Below are 21,979 nucleotides of genomic sequence, written 5' to 3'. Positions count from 1 at the left end.
GCCATAAAAAAATCTCTAGGACTTCATACTTATTTCACTTTTTAACTATATAATTATTTTGCGCTTATCTGCATTCAGTAAACACCTACGGAATGCAGATAATGCTCCGGCGGATTTCACGGATTTTGAATTGTGCAGGCACAATTCAAAATCCGGACGCAATTACGCCAAGGCGAAATTGATTATTATAGATTGGAGAATTATACATGAAAAACAAGCTTTACCAAAGTTTTTGGCGAACGCACTTTTATGCCGCATTATTTATTACTCCACTTCTTATTTCGCTAACACTAAGTGGTATTGGTTATTTATTTTATACTGATGTTGAAAATCAGTTATATGATAAATACTTTTTTGGTGAAAGTGGAAAGACCGAGGTACAATCTATTGATGATGCTGTTAAACTCGCAGAAGAATCATATGCAGGCTATAAAACCAATAAAATTATAGAGTTAGAAGAGCCTTACAATACTCGTTTATCGATGAAGAATGCAGATGGTAAAGAGAAATATGTATTCCTGGATAATCATAATCAGATTATTGGTGGTCAGGATGCTGATTACACATTTTCAAATATTATGAGAAATGCCCATAGTTCCTTATTTATTGGGGGAACGGTTGTCAATTATTTAGTAGAATTGGCAGCGTGCTGGGCTGTTTTTTTACTGCTTTCAGGCATTTACATGACGTTTAAAGCAAAACTACTAAAGAAAACAAAGCAGACAAACAAACGTCAAAAGAGTAGAAAGTTTCATGCACTTATGGGGACAATTATTACCATTCCAATGCTTGTTATTATTTTCACAGGCTTACCATGGTCTGCGTTTATGGGGAAATATATTTATCAAGCTTCACAAGATCATCCTTCTTTCGGCACGCCATTATTGCAGCAACAGCCGCCTACATCTGATGTAAGTGAGATTCCTTGGGCTACTCGTCAAGAAACACCTCCAACGTCAGATTCAGGACATGCAGCACATCATGGTATGGGAGCCAATACGATCTGTGCTGCTAACCCTTACCAAATAAGCGTAGAAAAGCTACAACATGAAATTGATGCAATGAAAATATCAAAACCTTATGCGATTATCTATCCTACTAATGAAGTCGGTGTTTATACAGTTGCAAAATCTAGTAACACTGGTGTCACAGGTCTTGATGTTAGTCCGTATGATGAAACGACAATGTATTTTGATCAATATAGTGGAAAATATATTGACAAGGTTGGATATGAGGACTATGGCATTCTTGCCAAATGGTTCACTTGGGGAATTCCTTTGCATGAAGGTCACTTGTTTGGCTGGCCAAATAAATTAATAAATTTACTAGTATGTCTAGCATTTTTAGTGGTAATTGCTTGGGGAGTTAGAACATGGCTACTAAGAAAGAAAAAAGGTATGCTATCTGCACCACCTAAAATCTCTCAAAAGGTATCCATTCCTTTTATCATTTTCATGATCATTTTAGGTATACTAATGCCACTATTTGGACTTTCCTTAATTGCTGTCGTACTCGTTGAAATTATAATAAATTTGTTTACTAAAAATAAACCAGAAGTTAATTAAAAATTAAGCGATACTGTATCCTTTATAGATAAGGAATGCAGTATCGCTTTTCTTTTTCTAAAGCCATCCTTTATCGCTGGCGACTTGAACAGCTTGTTGCCTAGATTCGACCTGTAGCTTTTGAATAGAGGTTGATAAATAGTTTCGAATAGTGCCTTTTGTTAAAAATAATTTTTTACTAATCTCATTTGTTGTGAGTCCTTCTTTTACCAGCTGAAGAACAGCGATTTCACGTTCATTTAGCGGATTCTGTTCTTTCATAAATAACGTAGCGGCTAGATCTCTGCTGACGACCTTTTCACCATTCATCACTTTTCTTATAGTTTCAATTAAATAGTCGATAGGCTCATCTTTTAATAAATAACCATGTACCCCACAATCCATCGCTTTTTGTAAATAGCCAGGGCGTGCGAAGGTAGTAACAATCATCACCTTGCACGGTAAATTTGCCTGTCTTATTTTTTCAGCAAGTTCAAGTCCGGTAAGATTCGGCATTTCGATGTCCAATATACATACATCTGGTGGCTCATGTTGGATATATTCCCATGCTTTTTGACCATCTGAAACTTCTGCAATCACTTTTATATCAGGCTCAAACGACAACAAGGAAGTCAAGGCGCCTCGTAACATTTGTTGATCTTCTGCTAGTAATACTCTTATCATGCTGGTGGCTCCTTTCTGAAGTGTTGGATAGGTAACGTTAAGGTCACAATTGTTCCACCTGTAGGTAAATTGTCAATAAAAGCACTTCCTAAAAGGGCGTTCATTCTTTCTTGCATCGATGATAATCCATTTCCATGCCCTTGGTTATGTAAGCCGACGCCGTCATCAATAATGTTTATCTTTAAAATTCCATTTATATCATTGATATCTATTTCGCATTTTTTTGCTTGACTATGCTTAATAATATTTGTAGTAGCTTCCCGGAGACAAAGGGACAGCATCGTTTCTTCTACACTAGCTAGTAAAAGTTTTGGACAGTTATTTTTGATTTTTATTGAGATATCAGCTGTTTGAAGATGTTGCTTACAAAGAATAAGCTCACTTTCTAACGAAATAAAATTCATATCGGAGACTAATTCTCTTACTTGCTTTAGTGCTGTTCGTGTTGTTGCTAAAATATCGTTTAGCTCATCTTTAACACGCACTGTATCCTTATCGACTAATTTTGTTGTTAGTTCGGTTTTTATTTTAATCATAGTCAATGTATGACCAAGTGTATCGTGGAGGTCTCTCGCGATTCGCTGTCTTTCTTCTTGCTGTACAAGCTGGGTATTTACCTCTGTTAATTCCGATTGTAATTTTTTGGACTTTTCAACGTAGTAAATTAGCATTGGAAATAGTAGCTGAATGATCATAATGGGTATTAAAACTTCGGTTTCTAATGTAAAAGATGTTCCAGATTCAAACCAAATAACGATAAAAAACATAAGGGCAATGGCAAACATTCCCACTGCAATATGCCACTTAGATTTAGCTCTTCCAAGTAAATCAGCAAATGTAAATCCAAAAACTAACATAGAAGAACCTTCGTAAATACCCAGAATGACAATAAGAGTAAAGCCTAGTAAAGAAGCTAACAATAAACGCCAATCTTTAAACCATAAAGCAATATAGAAGGCTACTAAAAATAACATAAGGATTATTATTTTTGCCATTAATGGTAAATGGGAATTTGAACTTAATACCATTGTAAATAAAAAAACTAGTGACACAACATCGATAATTAAATAGTGTTTTGCTTGGTCTCTTGGATAAATCTTTATATTTCACACCAACCTTTGTCGATTACTTCTGCGTGACACTTTGAATGGCATGTTTCCGAATCCATTCCATTGGTCCAACATGAAAATGCTTGATACAAATATGTGCAATGAAAAGTTGTAGAAGGGAGAGGGTTAGCCAAATACTGATGACTTCAATACTATTCAATTTGCCACCCAAACCTAAGCCCCAGCCATAGAAAATAATAGATGCAATAATGTTTTGTAGTACATAGCAACTTAAAGACATTTTCCCAATCTCGCCAAATCTACTCCATATCCAATCAAGCTTCTTATATTCTATCATTTTACCTAATATACCAATATAACCAATAGATAGAATTGGTGCGAATAAATAACGAACAGGTAAATCAAATGCTCCACCAGGAATAAAGATTAGAAGGTTTAAAGGTATCCCAATAAAAATACCGATTTTGAATAGCTTTTGACGCGCCTGACGTCCTTTGTCATCTTGTAAAAATACACCTTTTCTCATCAACGTAACACCTAGTAAAAATAAGAAGATATTCATTGGAAAAATAAAAATAGATTCTGTTCTATAATAAAGAAAATGTGTTAAACGATATTGTATTTGCTCAAACCAAGTGCCATTTTCATAAAGTTTAACGACTGGATCGATTCCAGCAATGGAAACATTGGCGGCACCTTGCAATGTGCCGACTAAAATTATTAGAATCATTAGTGTATGGAAACTACCAAAAATGTATAAAGCACGTTTAATCGCTTTATCACCAAATTTAACGATAAAGGCAATGATGACGGCTGTCACAGCATAGCTCATTAAAATATCATATTCCATGACTAAGGTGAAGTGGATAAGACCCTCCATAAATAAAAAGACTATCGTCCAAATATACATTCCAGGCCAAGCATTTCCTTTTCGCAAGGCTTGCTGATATTTTAATTCTAGACCTACACCAAACATTATTGTTAATAAACCAAGGAGTTTACCGTTTACTAAAAAAAGAACTGCCATTCGTAAAAAATCGTTGAATGACCACCAACCTGAATAACTACTCGTTGTGATATACGAAATATCTCCAAGATAAGCAAAAATCCAAATATTCGTGCCAAGTGTCCCTAATACAGCAAAGCCTCGTAACATATCGATTAGGGGTAATCTTTGTTGAACTTTCATTATAAAATCACTCTTTCTTTGTTTTCTTACAATAATGATAAGAAAACGAAAGGAAAAAACATATTCACACCAGTCAAAGGTTCATTATGACAGGTGTCATTTTATGGTGTATCAAGAACAAAAAACATTGATGGGGAGAAAAATATTAAAAGTAAATAACAATCTAATTGCCATTAACATAAAATGCAAAAAAACGCTCAGTAATCTGAACGTTTTTTATGTAATAATTTATTAACCTAATTGAACTAAAGCCTCCGTTAGTCTGACGAAGGTTTATAAGTATCACCGTAGTATTCTGCAAAATGTAAAAAATCCAAATTTCCTCACAACAAAGGAATTGATATCAGAGTAGGAGACTTGTCTTTGAACGAATCTCCTACTCCTTTCGTTTAAGAAGTTTTCAATTTGAATAACATCAGATCTTTTAAGTCCTCAAACTATTTAGTACATGAATAAATTCTATAGTCAAAAAGCCCTTCGTACTTTAAGTTCATATCAAAATGTTTATCCATTACCTCATAAAGTTCAGGTTCAATATCCTTTGAGTGATGAAACTCAGGTACTGAGAAGATTGATTTATTTTTTTGTATACGAATATTTTTAAAACCAGCCTGTTTAAATAAAGCTACCCAATCCTTTTTCATTGAGCAAGAATCAAATCCATAAAACTGTTTGATTTCCTTTTCAATTTCTTCTTCAAGTGGTTGATGAGTAGTAAATTCAATGGCAATAAACCGACCGCCATTTTTTAATAAACGAAAAATTTCTTTTAGGGCACTAGGTTTATTGACAAAAGAAAGAACAGATTCAGAAATAATAAAATCAAATGTATGATCGGGTAACGGTACTTGTTCTATAGAGCATTGAATTATTTTTACGCGTAAGCGATTTTTTTTCATTCTTTTTTTAGCCTTTGCGATCATTACAGAATTGATATCAATACCTGTTACTTTTGCTTCGTATTTGTCTGTTAAATAGGCAACTGTTTGGCCTGTACCACACCCTACATCCAAAATATAGGAATTTTCGCTAATGTTCTCAGTCTTGAATATTTCCTTTGTTAAATTAATACCGCCCGGATGTGCACCGCCAACACCAAATTTGGACAGAAATTCTAGATATTTTGAATTTTGAATCGGAATCCCTTCTTTATTCGTATTTTTGTATAATATGAAATTAAAAATAGTATGGTTCCTGTGGAAGACAAAGTTGTTGTGAAGAACCTTCACAGAAAGGGGAGGCACTAGATTTCAAAATTTTTTACAATACATATTGTATATAATTTTTCAGCATCTTCTTCGATAGTCTAAACAATAAAAAAATACAGACATATACTAGGTAAAAGATATCTGACAGGGGGTGAATTGATGCCATTTTATCCGCCGAATCCAAGAATGAGACCATTCCCACCAAGATACAGACAAGGTTTTGGCCCTCCTCCTCCTATGCAAGGTAGAAGGGAGCAACCTTTCTTTTACCCAAATCAACAACACCAAACTTCTAGATTTGGAAGATTACCACAGCATATAAATACAATTATGGGCCATGCGGGAACAATAACAAATGGAGTTGGTATGTTAAGACAAATGGGAGCATTTTTAAATTTCTTTAGGTAGTTTATCTCGATGGAACGTAATATGAGTTTATTTAAAGTCCACCATTAGATACCCTGTTAAATACTAAATTGAAGCAAACAAAGGTAAATGATAAAACAATTAAAGATTCTTATTGGACTACGATTTACAGAGAGAATGATGTAGCAACGTTAGGGGTGAGACTGGATAATAATCTCCTTATCGATGCTTATAGCTATAAGGGAAATAAGAACAATTCAAAATATTTTAAAGCAGAAAATGATTCGATTTTTGATGATAAGGAAAGATGTTCAGTAAACAAAAAGCTCCCGCTCATTAGCGAGAGCTTTATTAAATTACGAGGTTTTCTGTATTCTCGGCATAAAGCATGCAATTGCTAACCCGACGATTGCAAATACAAGCATAACTAAATATGCGTCATTGGTACTCAGAATGGAAGATAATTGGCCGATTTTTTCGTGAACAACATGTTGCGTTGCGAGTGTCGTGGCATGAGAAGTTGTTTGAATTGAATAAATCGTCATGACAACGGCTGTACCAATGGCACCTGCAAGTTGGCGAACCGTATTATTAACAGCAGATCCATGTGAACCTAATGTTCGTGGAAGTGCATTTAAGGCAGCAGTATTTAATGGCATCGTAATAAAGCCTAAGCCGATACGTAAAATAATTGTGCGAATCATGATATACATATAAGTTGTAGAAGAAGTCAAATCTAGTACGCCCCATATGGAAATAATAATAAATACTAGCCCAGTTATGAATAGAGGTTTTGCCCCATATTTATCAAACATCTTCCCTGTAACTGGCGAAAGAAAGGCATTTATGACTGCACCAGGTAATAGTAGCAATCCTGCTTCTAATGCTGTAAAACCTCGACTATTTTGCAAATAAATCGGTAGCAAAATTAAGTCTGCATACATAACCACTGTAATAACAACATTAATAATTGATGTTAATGTAAAGATTTTATATTTGAATACAGATAAATTTAACAACGGATCTTTTGACTTTATTTGTCTGATACAGAATAAAACTGTCATGATAATACCAATAATGATCGTTGTTAAAACAATTACATCATCCCAGCCTTTACTTCCTGCTCTACTAAAACCAAATAAAATACCGCCAAAGCCTATTGTTGAAAGTAAAACACTGAATAGATCCAATTTGCCTTTTTCTGTTTCTGCGACATTCATTAAATATTTATTTGCTAACAAAATAACAACAAGTACAAATGGAATTAATCCGATAAATAGCCAGCGCCATGAGAAATATTCAATGAGGAAACCTGAAAGTGTAGGAGCAATTGCAGGGGCAAATATAATCGCAAATCCCATTTTTCCCATCACAGCACCACGTTTTTCAGCAGGATATAAATATAAAATGACCGTCATCATAAGAGGAACGATTATGCCAGCTCCGACCGCTTGAATCATACGCCCGGTTAATAGGATGCCAAAATTCATGGCGCTCCCACAAATAATGGAACCAATTAATAAAAAGCACATCGAACTGATAAATAGTTGTCTCGTAGTAAATCTCTTTATTAAAAATGCAGTAGTTGGGACGAGTATCCCATTTACAAGCATAAATCCAGTCGATAACCATTGGATGGTAGCCGCATCTACTTGAAATACATTCATAAAGTTACTAAGTGCAACATTTAACAAAGTTTGATTTAAAGTGGATAAAAAACATCCCATTATTAATATGACCAATAATATAGACTTCGCTTTTTCTGATAATTCGTTTTGCATGTGAACTCCTTTATATTGAAGCTTGTATTATCGACAATTTGTCGATAAAGTAAATGGTATCAGAAAGCTACATCTCTTGACCATAAACAATATTTTTCAAATTGTTCAGTAGTCGACACGAATGAATTGCCTGTCGATGAAATGAGAAATGATGAACAAAGGAGAGAACAAATGTCTACAGATAAAAAAGAAGATCCAAGGTCGATTAGAACGAAGGAAATGTTTAAGAAGGCAGTGCTGCAATTAATAAGTGAAGGGGAAAGGGCTTCTACATTAACCGTACAAAAAGTAGCGAAGGTTGCAAATTTAAATCGTACTACTTTTTATTTACACTATCAGGACATTCAGGATCTAGTAGGACAACTAGCTCATGAAATTATGGAAGGAATCTCAATTCAAATTTTGTCCCTTATTGATGCTAGAGATTTGTCGGAGAAACAACAATTTACGAAGCTTTTAGATAATTTGTATAGCCACCGCGATTACTTATTAATTTTATTTGACAATGATGAGTTAGAAGTGCAGCTATTTAACTTTATTCAACAGCTAGTCATGAAAAGAAGGGAAAATAGTGAGAAAATACTTCCGGAAAATTACGTAAGTATTGAAATTAAAACAGCTTCAATAATTGGTGTTATTATGTGGTGGATTAGAAAAGGCTTACACTACAGTTCCGACTATATAGCACATCAAATATATCTTTTATATAAAGGCTAATCTACATAAAAAAGAGGCTATATGCTCATATATCCTCTTTTTCGTTTAGTCTATTTCAGCAGAATCATGGTGGTTGAAAATAGTCATGAACAAATTAATATTATCAAAGAATGAGTAATTAGCTTGATGATGATTGATCATGATTCAGTTGATTTGCATGGGTTTCTTTGTGCTTATTTTGTATAAGGTGCTTTTCAATAATAGAGCGATTTTTCTCTTTAAATACTTCATTATGTGATGACACGATTCCATGGTGATAGGCAGTAGGCTCTAAATACGTTTTAATAGAGTTCACTGCATTGGCTGCATCCTGGAAAGTACCTAGAAGGAGATGAATTTTTCCTTCAAACGCTAAAATATCACCTGCTGCAAATATCCCAGGCTGAGCTGTTTCTCCAGTTGCTTTCCCTTCAAAATAATAATCATCTTTTTTAGGAATAGTAATCGCTTGATCCAATTCTAATGATGTTTCTCGATTATAGCCATGACTAATAATTACTTCATCAATTTGACGCGTATAGCTTTGTTTTGTTTTTGAGTTTTCACATGTCACTAATTGGATGGCTGTTTTGTCAGCATTAGCAGTCAATTTTGTAATCGTTGTATTGCATTCAATCTTTACTCCAACATTTAAAGCCTCTTGAATTGTTGCTTCATGGGCAGATAACTTATCTTTACGATAAACAACAGTAATGTTTTTAGCGATAGGACTTAGTTCAACTGCCCAGTCAATAGCCGCATTTCCGCCTCCCGAAATAATGATTTCCTTGTCCACAAAGTGTCGATAGGACTGCACCGTATAGTGTAAATTAGTCATTTCATATTTTTCTGCACCTTCTAGCGAAAGCTTTTGAGGGTTAATAATTCCACCACCAACTGCTAAAAGAACGGTTTTAGAGTAATGTTTATCTCCTTGCGCAGTGTGAAGAGCAAAAATATCATCTTGGCGCTCGATAAAATCGACCTTAGTGCCTGTTAAAACGGTTGGCTCAAAAGTTTTTGCCTGTGCAATTAATTGTTTCGCAAATTGTTCTCCTAACACAGGGGGGTGACCACCAATATCCCAAATCAGCTTTTCCGGATAAAGTAAAACTTTACCACCAAGCTGTTGTTGACTCTCAATTAATTTCGTTTTCAATCCTCGTAAACCACTATAAAAGGCACTATATAGTCCTGCAGGGCCACCACCAATAATAGTTACATCGTATACATGTTGCATTTATATCACCACATCCTAAAAAAGTGTTTGACAAAATTTTATAAGATAAATAGACTATTCTTTAGTGATAATGATTATCATTATCGATTAATCGTTATCATAGCATGAAAATAAGAAAAAGGAAAGAGAGGTTACGTTGTGCGTTTACAAGTTGAATCGATTCGTATCGGCTACAAGGACAAAACGATTGTGCATGATTTATCGTTACAAATTCCAGACGGTAAAATAACGACCATTATTGGTTCCAATGGCTGTGGCAAATCCACACTTTTAAAGGCTATGACAAGGATTATGAAGCATAAGAGTGGACAAGTCATATTAGATGGTCAAAATATTTCTGAAATGAATTCGAAGGAATTAGCGAAAGAGTTAGCCATTTTGCCACAAAGTCCGGAAAGTGCACATGGTTTAACAGTGGAAGAGCTTGTATCCTACGGTCGATTTCCATATCAAAAGGGCTTCGGTAATTTATCGCAAAAGGATAAAGAAATGATTGACTGGGCCTTAAAGGTAACTAAAACGGATGACTTTCGCCAGGACACAGTTGATGCTTTATCAGGTGGACAGCGTCAACGAGTGTGGATTGCGATGGCATTAGCGCAAGAAACCGATATTATTTTTTTAGATGAGCCAACAACTTATTTAGATATGGCCCATCAGTTAGAGGTTTTAGAATTACTTGACAAGCTTAACGCAGAAGAAGGACGCACAATTGTCATGGTGCTACATGATTTAAATCAGGCAGCACGTTTTTCAGATTTTATTGTCGCGCTGTCAAAAGGAGAGCTTGTGAAGTTTGGTACTGCAGAGGAAGTTATTGTACCTGAAGTATTAGAAAAAGTGTTTCATATTGATGCAGTCATTGGCAAGGATCCACGAACAGACAAGCCAATGTGCATTACATATAACTTACTACAAACAGTATAAAAGGAGATATATTCATGAAAAAGTGGTTATTACCAATGTTTATGGTGGTCGTACTAGTGCTTGCAGCGTGCGGCAATAAAGAAGAGAAGGCAGATGAGGGCTCAAAAGATAAAGCATCTGCAGAAACAATTACGTATCAATCAGAATCTGGTCCTATTGAAGTGCCAGCTCATCCAAAACGTGTAGTTGTGTTATCTTCATTTGTTGGGGATTTACTTAAGCTTGGCGTTAATGTTGTGGGTGTTGATTCATGGGCTAAAGATAACCCAAACTTCCAAAATGATATTAAAGACGCAGTGGTTGTTGAGAATACGGATATAGAAAAAATTATCGAGCTTGAGCCAGATTTGATTATTGGTTTAAATGGTATTGAAAATGCGGATAAATTAGCAGAAATCGCACCAACTGTATTATTTACTTATAGTAAAGTGGATTATTTACAGCAATTTATTGAAATCGGTAAAGTGGTCAACAAAGAAAAAGAAGCAACTGAATGGGTAAAAGATTTTAAAACACGTGCTGCAGAAGCAGGTACGAAAATTAAAGAAAAAATCGGTGAGAATGCAACGGTTACTGTTGCAGAAATGTTCAATAAACAATTGTATGTTTATGGAGATAACTGGGGCCGTGGAACAGAAATTTTATATCAAGAAATGGGCTTAAAAATGCCTGAAAAAGTAAAAGAAGGTGCTTTAAAGCCTGGTTATTTAGCAATTTCTCAAGAGGTATTAAGTGATTATGCGGGGGACTATGTGATTTTTAGTATGTTTAAAGGTCAAGATAGTTCTATTAAAAATGCTGCATGGTTTAAAGATTTAGAGGCTGAGAAAAATGGTCATTTATTTGAAGTGAATGCCAACGAATTTTACTTTAATGACCCAATCACTTTAGATTATCAATTAGATTTCTTTGAAAAGAAATTTTTACAATAATTTCAGTAGAGAGTAGCGAAGGCAAATGACAAAGTTTCGATATTTCCCATTTTGGCTTCAGGTGTTGCTTGCACTGATCTTATTAGCAGTGACAGTTACGATTTCACTTTGTATCGGAGCGGCAAATACGAGTATTCAAGACGTCTTTCAAGCGATTGTTGGACAAGGCGGCGGTAAGCATTATGCTATTTTACGAGAAATTCGATTTCCTCGTATTATTGCCGCTATTTTTGTAGGCAGTGCACTCGCAGTTGCTGGGGCTATAATGCAAGGGGTTACTAGAAATCCATTAGCAGATCCAGGGCTTCTTGGTCTCACAGCAGGTGCGAATGCGGCACTTGCATTAACGATGGCATTTATCCAAAATACGTCGTATTATACGCTTATTTTTGCTTGTTTCATAGGTGCAGGTGTAGGGATGATTGTTGTCTATGGGATTGGCGCTTCAACAAAGAATGGCTTTTCTACATTAAAGCTAGTCTTAGCTGGGGCAGCTGTAACCGCTTTATTACAAGCAATAGCAGATGGTACGGGAATATTATTTCAAATTTCGAAAGATGTTTCGATGTGGACGAGTGGTGGTTTAATTGGCACTACATGGCAAGCTTTAATAATTGTTCCTATTATTGTGGTCGGATTAATTATTGCGTTTGCATTTAGTCGTCAGCTAACCATTTTAAGTTTAAATGAAGAAGTAGCTGTTGGGTTAGGGCAAAATACAGCCGTTATTAAAGGAATTATGATGTTTGTAGTTGTCATTCTTGCAGGCTCTGCAGTTGCACTAGTAGGTAATTTAGCATTCGTTGGTTTAATGGTGCCGCATATTGTTCGTGCGATTGTTGGCACAGACTATCGATTTGTTTTACCGATGAGTGCCATTATCGGTGGATGGTTTATGGTGACTGCAGATTTTGCAGGAAGAATGATTAATGCTCCATATGAGACACCTGTAGTTGCCATTATTTCAATTATCGGCCTTCCATTCTTCTTACTTCTTGTACGGAAGGGAGGTCGTCAAATTGTTTAATGTCGGGCGAAAAAAACAACGTAAATGGCTAATCGCTTGGATACTATTAACAATAGCTATTTTTGTAATGGGTATTTCAGTGGGAGCGGCTTCAGTTTCGATTGATCGCATAATACCGATTTTACTGGGAGACGGTAGCTTCAAAGAATCATTCGTATTGTTCTCTGTGCGCTTGCCGAGATTGTTTGTGCTGGCAGCTGCAGGGATGGCGTTAGCATTGGCTGGTGCCGTTTTGCAGGGTGTGACACGTAATGACTTAGCGGATCCCGGTATTATTGGGATTAATGCAGGTGCAGGTGTTGGGATTACGCTCTTTTATCTCCTTGTTAATGGAGATCTACCTAACTTTGCGTATGCGTTACCACTAGTAGGATTTGTCAGCGCTTTATTAACGGCACTCTGCATTTACTTTTTCTCATACAAGCGCAATGAGGGTGTGCAGCCGGTCCAACTCATTTTAGTCGGAGTAGGTGTAGCATCGGCCTTATCGGGTGTAATGATAATATTAATTTCCTCAGCTGAGCGGAGTGATGTGCAATTTATCGCGCAATGGCTTGCGGGCAATATTTGGGGAACAGATTGGCCGTTTTTATGGGCTTTATTGCCTTGGCTTGTACTAGGTATTCCATTTGTTTTTTATAAGGCCAATGTGTTAAATGTACTTGCGATGACCGAACAAACGGCGGTTGGCTTAGGCTTGAATATCGGCAGAGAGCGTGTGCAATTATTAATTGTTTCAGTAGCTTTAGCTGCGGCAGCCGTATCGGTCACAGGAGGTATTGCTTTTATCGGTCTTATGGCTCCACATATTGCGAAACAGCTTGTCGGACCGCGCTTCCAGTTCTTTTTACCGCTTACATTGTTGATCGGTGCAAGCTTACTAATGTTAGCGGATACAATTGGCCGCGTAGCTATTTCAAGTGCGACAGTGCCAGCAGGTATTGTCGTAGCTTGTATCGGAGGGCCGTATTTTTTATATTTACTACGAAAAAACGACTGAATGGCTTAGGCTGTTCAGTTGTTTTATGTTGAAAGTCTTTTTGGAATATTTTTTTGAAAATATAATACTAATATAGATGGGGGATGGTATATGAGGAAACTATTAATTGTCTTTTTATGTTCCATTATTGCATTGTCAGCATGTCAATCAACATTAGCAATCACTGAAGTAAAATCTGTACCAAGGGATCTGCAAAAAATTTTAAATGTCCTTGGAATGGAAGATTATGTACAAATGATTAATAATGGTGAAAAACGCTCGTTTATTGTGATTAATACCAAGGGGACTGTTACGGTCAGCGTGAAGAGTAAAGGCGATACGATGGTAATAAACATTGATGAAGTTGAAAATCAAAACAACGAAGTTATTACACAGCATATTTTTAAACTTACGAAAGATGTTAATTATGAATATACTGATTTATATAAAAATGGCGAACAGATTCCGTTTGATACAGTGGGGGCTTTTTAGGATTTGAGGCGACGGAAAGCAAGGTCAAACCGACGGATAGAAGTCTCAGAGTGACGGAAAGAACTACGCCAACGACGGAAAGAAATGTCAGGGTGACGGATTGGATTAGTGTCGACGGAAAGCAAGGTTACACCGACGGATAGAAGTCTCAGAGCGACGGAAAGAACTACGCCAACGACGGAAAGAAATATCAGGGTGACGGATTGGATTAGTGGCGACGGAAAGCAAGGTCACAACGACGGAAAGAAGTCTCAGAGCGACGGAAAGAACTACGCCAACGACGGAAAGAAATATCAGGGTGACGGATTGGATTAGTGGCGACGGAAAGCAAGGTTACACCGACGGATAGAAGTCTCAGAGCGACGGAAAGAACTACGTCAACGACGGAAAGAAATGTCAGGGTGATGGATTGGATTAGTGGCGACGGAAAGCAAGGTTACACCGACGGATAGAAGTCTCAGAGCGACGGAAAGAACTACGTCAACGACGGAAAGAAATATCAGGGTGACGGATTGGATTAGTGGCGACGGAAAGCAAGGTCACAACGACGGAAAGAAGTCTCAGAGCGACGGAAAGCAAGGTCAAACCGACGGAAAGAACTACCTCATTGACGGATAGCGAGCAAAAAAATACTAGCAAGAGCTGAATCGTAGGAATTTTCCCGTTCTTTCTATCTAAAAAAGTTGGTGAAAGATTTAATTTGTTCTATATGTATTTCAGGTTTTTTGGAACCTCTTTTTATGAGGTTTTTTTTTAATACAATAGTTATAGGAGGTGAAGGAGAAACAATGATTTTATTGGATCGTCAGGAATCGGAGCAGCACAAAATTTTAGAAGCTTTGGTAAGAAGATTACCTAGTACGCATACTAAATACATGTATTATTTTGAGAAGTTGAGGCGAATGCACGCAGGCTTTGCTGGGGAGCAAAGAGTAGACGCAGAATGGCTTGAAATTATTTTACCTGATCCGCATTATTTTCTTCATGATTTGCAAATACTTAGTCACTTCGGTACTACACATCAAATAGACACCGTTTTACTATGTCCTCAATTTATATTGATACTTGAAATTAAAAATATAACAGGATTTCTGGACTTTGATGAATCCTTTAATCAATTTACACGAACTACAGCAGAAGGCGATATCGAGGGAATGACGAATCCACTTCATCAAAGTAGACGACATATGGAGTGGATGAAGGGGATGTTACAACAGTCACGGCCTCAGATTCCCGTTCATTATGCTGTGGTTTTGGCAACGAAAAATGCTATTTTATCGAAGAGTTTAAGGGGACAACCAATTTTTCATGTTTCTGGTTTACGTTATCACGTTAGAGAATGGCTTCAACAAAATAAAGAGGTTGTGATGGAAGCAGAAGAGCTTTTTCGATTTGCTTCTAAACTATTGTCCATGCATAGGCCAATCAAAAGAGAAATAGAAATACCTGTCCGGGATATTAAAAAAGGTGTGCATTGTGAAAGGTGTTTAAATGGACAGCCTATGAAATATCGTTATCCAAATTGGTATTGTCAACGCTGCGGAGCAGTTGATAACGAGGCTATTTTTAGGACACTTGAAGATTATCGATTGCTAGTAGGCGAAACGTTAACCAATAAAAACTTTTGTGAGTTTTTTGCAATAGATTCGCCGAATACAGCTTATAAATTACTACAAAAGTTACCATTGAAAGCTGAGGGAATAAAAAGCAACAGGAAGTACTGGATTGTTAATTAAAGAGCAAAAATTCAAGCGGTCTGAATTATTGCTGAAGGATGTAGAAGGATTGAAGTCTAGGGACGATAAAACTAAGACGACGGAAAGCAAGGCCACATCGACGGAAGGAACTGCCGTACCGAAGGATAGAACATTTCAAAAGCGACAAATTTTCTCGCTAATTCCTACTAGACAAATAAAATTTTCAGGTATATAGTTAGCTAGGCTAACTAATTAAAAGGGAGTGGTATTTTTTGACGATCGAACAAGAATTTTTTAATCAGTACCGCTTAATGTACAGACCGTTTATCAATCTAGTGAATGTTCAGCTAGAGAAATATCAGTTGTTTAGCTCTCAATGGGCTCTCCTTCGGTTATTGATGGATAAAGGACCACATACTTTTGTTGACATTGCGAATTTTATGTTTATTGAAAAGCCAAGTGTGACAAGGCTTGTGCAAAAGCTTGTGGAGCTTGGCTACGTAGAAACGGTAGCTGGCAGGGATAAGCGTGAGAAGCTTGTGCGGTTAACTGCTAATGGTGAAGAGATTGTTCAGGAAATTAAGGCACAATTAAAACCATTTTTTGAACAGGCACTCGCAGGGGTATCAGAGCGGGATATTGAAATTGCGACACAAGTGTTAGCGAACATTTGTGCAAACATCAATCGGTAGGAGAGAGAAAAAGTGGAAGCAACTAGACATAAACTTTGGACAAAGGACTTTTTAATCGTCTCACTTATTAACTTTACCATTACATTAATTTTTTATTTATTGATGGTAACCATTGCAGGCTATGCGGTTGAGCATTTTGGAGCTTCAACTAGTACGGCAGGGCTAGTATCGAGTATTTTTATTATTGGTACTTTATTTGGTCGTCTTGGGACAGGGCGTATTATTGGGGATTGGGGTAGCAAAAAAACATTATTTTGTGGATTATTATTGTTTATGCTCTCAACGATGTCTTATTTTATCGCTACGAATTTGCCGCTTCTTATGCTTAATCGTTTAGTACAGGGGATTGCACTTGGGGTGGCAAGTACGGCGACAGGAACAATTATTGCACAAATTTTACCTCCAGATCGACGAGGGGAAGGTATTGGTTATTACAGCTTAAGTGCTATTTTAGCCACAGCAATCGGACCGTTCGTAGGCATTCTTTTAACACAAATGTTTGAAGATTACCGGATGATTTTTGCAATCGATTCTGTATTAGCCATTGTTTGCTTTTTGATGTATTTTATCGTTACCGTTCCAGATGCACCGAAGAAGGCTAAAGAAATGGCAGAGAAAACAGGCTTTAAGTTATCTAATTTTATCGAAATGCGTGCTGTGCCAATTGCTTTTGTGGCGCTCGTTATTGGCTTTGCCTATTCAGGGGTTATGTCATTTATGACGTTTTACGCGAAAGAGCTTGATTTGGTATCAGCGGGAAGTTATTTCTTTATCATTTATGCAATTGTCATTTTAGCTACACGTCCATTTACAGGGAAATTATTAGACACTAGAGGTGCGAACATTGTTATTTATCCATGTCTAGTCATTTTTGCAATCGGTATGTATGCCTTTAGTTCGGCGACAAGTAGTGTTGCATTTTTACTAGCCGCTGCTTGCATAGGGATTGGTTATGGCAATTTCAATTCAGTAGCGCAAGCAATAGCTATTAAGGTTACACCGAATGAGCGTTTAGGACTTGCGACATCGACATATTTTATTTTATATGATTTAGGTTTAGGGGTTGGTCCTTATTTCTTAGGATTCTTCGTTCCGACGTCGGGGTACAGTGCCATTTTCTTCGCGATGGTATTCGTTATTTTAGTGTCAATTGTCCTTTATTATTTCTTATACGGAAAATATGAAAATTTAAAACAAGCGAAAATTTCATAGTATTGAATCTTAATATTGTAGGAGAAACGTCATTTTCTAGTTGTCTAAATGTATCAACTAGAAAATGACGTTTTTTTCTTCAAATGAAAATACTTCTTGCAATCGACGATGATAATCATTATCATTCTCAATATAAACTATTTCGGAAGTAGGTACTTAGCATGAAAAAAATATCATTATTGTCAGTATTAGTTGCAGGGGGCATTCTTATGACTGGCTGCGGCAATACAGATGAAACAAAAAAAGAAGATAAGCCTGCAACAGAGCAAGCGGAACAAGCTTCAAAAGTTGATTTATCTGCTGAACTAGCAGCCTATCAAAAATTTGCTTTAGAGCAAATGGATCAATTCTTAATAAAAACAACAGACTTTGTGAACGCATTTAAATCCGGTGACATTGAAAAAGCAAAAGCAGCTTATGCACCAGCACGTATGTATTTTGAACGTTCAGAGCCAATCGCTGAGAGCTTCGGTGACCTTGACCCACGTATTGATGGTCGTTTAGCTGATATCAAAGAAGAAGGTAAGGGCGAGGAAGAATGGACGGGCTATCATAAACTTGAGCATGCTCTTTGGGTAGAAAATAAAACAGCGGGTTACGAGAAAGTAGCTGACCAGCTTTTAGCAGATGCAAAAGAATTACATGCATTAGTTCAAACTGTTGAAGTAACTCCCGATGTGATGATTACAGGTGCAGTGGACTTATTAAACGAAGTATCAACATCTAAAATCACTGGTGAAGAAGAAATCTATTCTCACACAGACCTTTATGACTTTAAAGCTAACATTGAAGGCGCAGAAAAAATCTTTGAAATCCTACGACCAAAATTAGAAGCGAAAGACAAAGATTTAGTAGCAACATTAGATGAAAAATTCAAAGCAGTAGATGATTTATTGGCACAGCATGCGACTGCTGATGGCGGATATGTTTCTTACGAAAAATTAACGGAAGAAAACACAAAAGCACTTGCAGCAGCAGTTAATCAACTTGGAGAACCATTAAGTCAAATGGGTATTATTTTGGAGTGATAATGAATGACAGCGTCAAATGATGAAAAATGGATGAATAAAAAAATATCTAGACGTGATATGTTAAAGCTATCAGGTATCGGAGTAGCTGGTGTAGCTATCGGTGCTTCTGGCTTAGGTGGTATTATGAAAGTAATGGGCTATGATGTGTTTGAGCCTGTTGCAGACAGCACGACTGCACGTAATAAAGTTGATTTCTATGGAAAACATCAATCTGGCATTATTACACCAGTTCAGACAAATATATATTTTGCTTCTTTAGATGTTTTAATTACATCAAAGAAAGAGCTACAAGAGTTGTTCAAACAATGGACACCTCTTGTTGTACGCTTAATGAACGGTGAATTAATGGTAGATTTAACGAAAAATGCTAGTATCCCTACAGGAGATACGGGCGAAGCGGCAGGATTGGATGCATCAAACTTATCGATCACAATAGGTGTAGGACCATCTTTGTTTGATAAACTTGGTATCCAGCATTTGAAGCCCGAAGAATTAAAAGATTTACCACATTTCCCAAAAGATCAGCTGCAAAAAGAATTTACTGGTGGCGATCTTTGTATTCAAGCTTGTGCAGATGATCCGCAGGTAGCATTCCACGCAGTGCGTAATTTAGTTCGAGCAGCTTCAGGCAAGGTAGAGATTAAATGGTCACAGGCAGGCTTCAACTCATTCCCAACAGGTGGAGGAACACCAAGAAATCTATTTGCATTCAAGGATGGCACTGGAAATCCATCGATTACCGATGACAAAGATTTAAATAAAGTTGTATGGGTCGATAAAGGTTGGTTAAAAGGCGGTTCTTATTTAGTCGCACGTAAAGTTCAAATGCATCTTGAAACATGGGATCGCACATCTTTGAAAGATCAGGAGGCAACATTTGGTCGTTATCGCGATACTGGTGCACCTTTTGGGAAAAAGAAAGAGTTCGATGATTTCAATGTAGAGGCGAAGGATAGCAACGGTGAGTATATTATGCCGGATACTTCACATGTTCATTTAGCACGTAAATCAGGTGCGCGTATTTTACGTCGTTCTTACTCGTATGCATCTGGAGTTATGACTAATACAGGTGCGCATGATGCAGGACTCATGTTTATTTCTTTTCAAAAGGACCCAGCCCAATTTATAACAGTTCAAAATAGCTTAGGACGTAAAGATAAAATGAATGAGTACATTACCCATCGAGGCAGTGCAGTGTTTGCTTGCTTCCCTGGTGTATCAAAGGGGAGTTATATAGGTGAAGCACTTTTTAACGCGCTGTAGTTTAGTACTTTGCTTGTTATTGGCACTTGCTGTACCAGTGCAGGCAGCGCAATCATATAGTCATTTGTACATTTCTATAAGTGACGCGCTGATGAATACGAAGCAGGACAAGGAAGCTGAAGCAGAGCGAGCTCTTGAACAGTTTGCTACAGACTGGGCATCGGTCACATCTGATCAAAAGGAAGCAAAAGAAAAAGTAGATGAAATTCTTGCACAAGCAGTTAAAGCTACTTCCAAAGATGAACGTTTAAAGGCACTATCTGAATTATCTAATGCTTTACGTGCATTAGAAAAGCTTGAGAATCCTGTAGATGAAGCAGCGCAGCGAGCAGAATTTGGCACGAAATTTAAACCCGTTATGAAAGCATTTGAGGATGCCTTAGCAAGTGGTGATTTAACTACAATCGACGAAGCATATAAGGATTTTAATGCGAAATGGAAAAAAATTGAACGCCCTGTACGTGAGCAAAGCATTGCGATGTACGGACAAATTGAAACACAGATGGCCTTTATCAGAATCTCACTTGCTTCCGAAAAGCCAGATGTAGCCTCAATGCAATCACAATATGCAGATTTAAAACAAACAATTGAGGATTTTGTAGTAGGTAATGATACGGCGAAGGTTGTTGAAGGTGAGTATTCTTTAGCAACATTAGTCGCTTATATTGATGATGCGAATGATTTTATCGATGCAGGTGATTATAAAGCAGCTTCTGATAAAATTCGAGATTTCATTAAAATATGGCCAAGTGTTGAGATTGATATTTCAACACGTAACGGCAGCCTTTATACAAAAATTGAAAGTGATATGCCGATCATTGTTGGTGATCTATTGAAGTCTAACGTTGATGCCAAAGCTATTAAAAGTAAGCTTGATACATTCCGCACTGAAATTGAGCTGATTCAAAGTGACTCGGATTATACTCTGTGGGATACAGCATTAATCTTACTGCGAGAGGGCTTAGAGGCACTACTCATTATTATGGCATTAGTATCGTTCTTAGAGAAATCTGGACAAAAAACAATGCGCAAATGGATATATGTTGGTGCATTTGTTGGGATCTTACTATCAGCGGTAGCGGCTATTTTAATGTCGACGATTTTCCAATCCGCAACAGTTGATACAAGTCGAGAGCTGATGGAGGGTTATATTGGTTTACTAGCTGCTGCAATGATGATTGGGGTTGGTATTTGGCTCCATAGTAAATCGAGTGTGACAAGCTGGAACCGCTATATCTCCAAACAAATGGGCAATGCAATCTCAACTGGCTCGGTGTTTGCGATGGCATCAATTAGCTTCTTATCCGTTTTCCGTGAAGGAGCAGAAACACTGATCTTCTACGCAGGAATTGCACCTAAAATGGAGACAAGTCAATTTGTGCTTGGTATCGTAGTAGCGCTTTTAATATTAACTATTTTTGCATTTGTATTATTTAAAGCAAGTGGAAAAATTCCAGTTCATAAATTTTTCGCAGTGGCAACGGTGTTAATCTATGTATTGGCATTTAAAATTATTGGTGTCAGTCTGCACACATTGCAGCTTCGTAATTCAATTTCAACAACAATTGTAGATGGTTTACCAGTTGTCAGCTTCATTGGTTTCTATCCAACAGTAGAAACAATGATTGGACAAGCGATTTTACTTTTACTTGTTGTAGCTACGATTATTTATAAAAAGAAACATAAATAAATAGGAGGGTAGATGAATATATTTTCATCTGCCCTTTATTTTGTAGAAAGACTATTATGTCAATGAAATTACGGTGTGTCACCTGCAATAAGGAAACACTCTTGCGCAAAAAGTAGGGTTAGTTTCCGTTCTGGCTGTGCACTTTCCTGGGGCGTCTGATGAGCCGTTTTGTTGCCGCTGACGCTGCGTTAACACGCCGCTTTCGCGCAGATAAAACATTGCCGCTGACGCTGCGTTAACACTCCGCTTTCGCGCAGAT

21 protein-coding genes are annotated in these 21,979 nt (G+C 37.0%); 14 read left to right on the top strand and 7 right to left on the bottom strand.

All coding sequences use genetic code 11. The features are described 5' to 3' along the window. Positions 1 to 206 precede the first annotated feature (206 nt). Positions 207 to 1,565 carry a PepSY-associated TM helix domain-containing protein gene (locus tag ACQKNC_RS20775; protein WP_427426627.1) on the top strand — a complete coding sequence of 453 codons (1,359 nt, stop codon included), beginning with the start codon at positions 207 to 209 and terminating at the stop codon, positions 1,563 to 1,565. 57 nt (positions 1,566 to 1,622) lie between these two features. On the opposite strand, the gene ACQKNC_RS20770 is transcribed toward ACQKNC_RS20775, so the two are convergent. The 4 genes from ACQKNC_RS20770 to ACQKNC_RS20755 form a co-directional block, all read right to left on the bottom strand. Continuing rightward, positions 1,623 to 2,228 (bottom strand): response regulator transcription factor, encoded by a 606-nt coding sequence (locus tag ACQKNC_RS20770; RefSeq protein ID WP_427426626.1) that lies wholly within the window; start codon positions 2,226 to 2,228, stop codon positions 1,623 to 1,625. Continuing rightward, positions 2,225 to 3,280 (bottom strand): sensor histidine kinase, encoded by a 1,056-nt coding sequence (locus ACQKNC_RS20765; protein ID WP_427426625.1) that lies wholly within the window; start codon positions 3,278 to 3,280, stop codon positions 2,225 to 2,227. The genes ACQKNC_RS20770 and ACQKNC_RS20765 overlap by 4 nt, the downstream gene beginning before the upstream one ends. 73 nt (positions 3,281 to 3,353) lie before the next feature. Next, on the bottom strand, positions 3,354 to 4,487 hold the full coding sequence (locus ACQKNC_RS20760; RefSeq protein WP_427426624.1) for a DUF418 domain-containing protein: 1,134 nt from the start codon (positions 4,485 to 4,487) through the stop codon (positions 3,354 to 3,356). A 437-nt stretch (positions 4,488 to 4,924) separates the two neighbouring features. Next, positions 4,925 to 5,716, bottom strand: coding sequence for a class I SAM-dependent methyltransferase (locus tag ACQKNC_RS20755; protein WP_427426623.1), 792 nt, complete (start codon positions 5,714 to 5,716; stop codon positions 4,925 to 4,927). A gap of 138 nt (positions 5,717 to 5,854) precedes the next feature. Between ACQKNC_RS20755 and ACQKNC_RS20750 the strand changes: the two genes are divergently transcribed. Beyond that, positions 5,855 to 6,103: a hypothetical protein gene (locus tag ACQKNC_RS20750; RefSeq protein WP_427426622.1), complete on the top strand. Its 249-nt coding sequence runs from the start codon at positions 5,855 to 5,857 to the stop codon at positions 6,101 to 6,103. Positions 6,104 to 6,417: 314 nt separating this feature from the next. Here the strand turns inward: ACQKNC_RS20750 and ACQKNC_RS20745 are convergent, their stop codons facing one another. After that, positions 6,418 to 7,842, bottom strand: coding sequence for a DHA2 family efflux MFS transporter permease subunit (locus ACQKNC_RS20745; RefSeq protein ID WP_427426621.1), 1,425 nt, complete (start codon positions 7,840 to 7,842; stop codon positions 6,418 to 6,420). A 171-nt stretch (positions 7,843 to 8,013) separates the two neighbouring features. Between ACQKNC_RS20745 and ACQKNC_RS20740 the strand changes: the two genes are divergently transcribed. Continuing rightward, positions 8,014 to 8,559: a TetR/AcrR family transcriptional regulator gene (locus tag ACQKNC_RS20740; protein WP_427426620.1), complete on the top strand. Its 546-nt coding sequence runs from the start codon at positions 8,014 to 8,016 to the stop codon at positions 8,557 to 8,559. A gap of 118 nt (positions 8,560 to 8,677) precedes the next feature. Here ACQKNC_RS20740 and ACQKNC_RS20735 read toward each other — a convergent pair whose 3' ends face one another. After that, entirely contained in the window at positions 8,678 to 9,778 is a 1,101-nt protein-coding gene (locus ACQKNC_RS20735) for an NAD(P)/FAD-dependent oxidoreductase (protein ID WP_427426619.1), read from the bottom strand. A 138-nt stretch (positions 9,779 to 9,916) separates the two neighbouring features. On the opposite strand from ACQKNC_RS20735, the gene ACQKNC_RS20730 reads away from it, so the two are divergent. From ACQKNC_RS20730 to ACQKNC_RS20710, 5 genes are all read left to right on the top strand, one after another. After that, complete coding sequence (locus ACQKNC_RS20730) at positions 9,917 to 10,705, top strand: ABC transporter ATP-binding protein (RefSeq protein WP_427426618.1); 789 nt, start codon at positions 9,917 to 9,919, stop codon at positions 10,703 to 10,705. A 14-nt stretch (positions 10,706 to 10,719) separates the two neighbouring features. Then, complete coding sequence (locus ACQKNC_RS20725; RefSeq protein WP_427426617.1) at positions 10,720 to 11,637, top strand: iron-hydroxamate ABC transporter substrate-binding protein; 918 nt, start codon at positions 10,720 to 10,722, stop codon at positions 11,635 to 11,637. Between the two features lie 25 nt (positions 11,638 to 11,662). After that, positions 11,663 to 12,664 (top strand): FecCD family ABC transporter permease, encoded by a 1,002-nt coding sequence (locus ACQKNC_RS20720; RefSeq protein ID WP_427426616.1) that lies wholly within the window; start codon positions 11,663 to 11,665, stop codon positions 12,662 to 12,664. Continuing rightward, the gene (locus ACQKNC_RS20715; RefSeq protein ID WP_427426615.1) at positions 12,657 to 13,664 is read left to right on the top strand and encodes a FecCD family ABC transporter permease; all 1,008 of its coding nucleotides are present in this window, start codon (positions 12,657 to 12,659) and stop codon (positions 13,662 to 13,664) included. The genes ACQKNC_RS20720 and ACQKNC_RS20715 overlap by 8 nt, the downstream gene beginning before the upstream one ends. Positions 13,665 to 13,754: 90 nt before the next feature. Next, entirely contained in the window at positions 13,755 to 14,135 is a 381-nt protein-coding gene (locus ACQKNC_RS20710; RefSeq protein WP_427426614.1) for a hypothetical protein, read from the top strand. 208 nt (positions 14,136 to 14,343) lie between these two features. Here the strand turns inward: ACQKNC_RS20710 and ACQKNC_RS20705 are convergent, their stop codons facing one another. Next, positions 14,344 to 14,466, bottom strand: coding sequence for a hypothetical protein (locus tag ACQKNC_RS20705; protein WP_427426613.1), 123 nt, complete (start codon positions 14,464 to 14,466; stop codon positions 14,344 to 14,346). Between the two features lie 355 nt (positions 14,467 to 14,821). Between ACQKNC_RS20705 and ACQKNC_RS20700 the strand changes: the two genes are divergently transcribed. The 6 genes from ACQKNC_RS20700 (at position 14,822) to ACQKNC_RS20675 (ending at position 21,720) form a co-directional block, all read left to right on the top strand. Beyond that, positions 14,822 to 15,871 carry a nuclease-related domain-containing protein gene (locus ACQKNC_RS20700; protein ID WP_427426612.1) on the top strand — a complete coding sequence of 350 codons (1,050 nt, stop codon included), beginning with the start codon at positions 14,822 to 14,824 and terminating at the stop codon, positions 15,869 to 15,871. Between the two features lie 233 nt (positions 15,872 to 16,104). Continuing rightward, positions 16,105 to 16,524, top strand: coding sequence for a MarR family winged helix-turn-helix transcriptional regulator (locus ACQKNC_RS20695; protein ID WP_427426611.1), 420 nt, complete (start codon positions 16,105 to 16,107; stop codon positions 16,522 to 16,524). Between the two features lie 12 nt (positions 16,525 to 16,536). Next, positions 16,537 to 17,736 (top strand): MFS transporter, encoded by a 1,200-nt coding sequence (locus ACQKNC_RS20690; RefSeq protein ID WP_427426610.1) that lies wholly within the window; start codon positions 16,537 to 16,539, stop codon positions 17,734 to 17,736. Positions 17,737 to 17,897: 161 nt separating this feature from the next. After that, positions 17,898 to 18,764, top strand: coding sequence for an iron uptake system protein EfeO (efeO, locus tag ACQKNC_RS20685; protein ID WP_427426609.1), 867 nt, complete (start codon positions 17,898 to 17,900; stop codon positions 18,762 to 18,764). 6 nt (positions 18,765 to 18,770) lie between these two features. Next, positions 18,771 to 20,030, top strand: a complete 1,260-nt coding sequence (gene efeB / locus ACQKNC_RS20680) for an iron uptake transporter deferrochelatase/peroxidase subunit (protein WP_427426608.1) — start codon at positions 18,771 to 18,773, stop codon at positions 20,028 to 20,030. After that, on the top strand, positions 20,005 to 21,720 hold the full coding sequence (locus ACQKNC_RS20675) for an FTR1 family iron permease (RefSeq protein WP_427426607.1): 1,716 nt from the start codon (positions 20,005 to 20,007) through the stop codon (positions 21,718 to 21,720). The genes efeB and ACQKNC_RS20675 overlap by 26 nt, the downstream gene beginning before the upstream one ends. The last annotated feature ends 259 nt before the right edge of the window (positions 21,721 to 21,979 follow it).

It is taken from the genome of Lysinibacillus sp. NPDC094177 (assembly GCF_050279145.1).
GTDB lineage: Bacteria > Bacillota > Bacilli > Bacillales_A > Planococcaceae > Lysinibacillus.
Note: the sequence above shows the minus strand (reverse complement) of the source record. Positions and strands in the feature narration are given on the sequence as shown.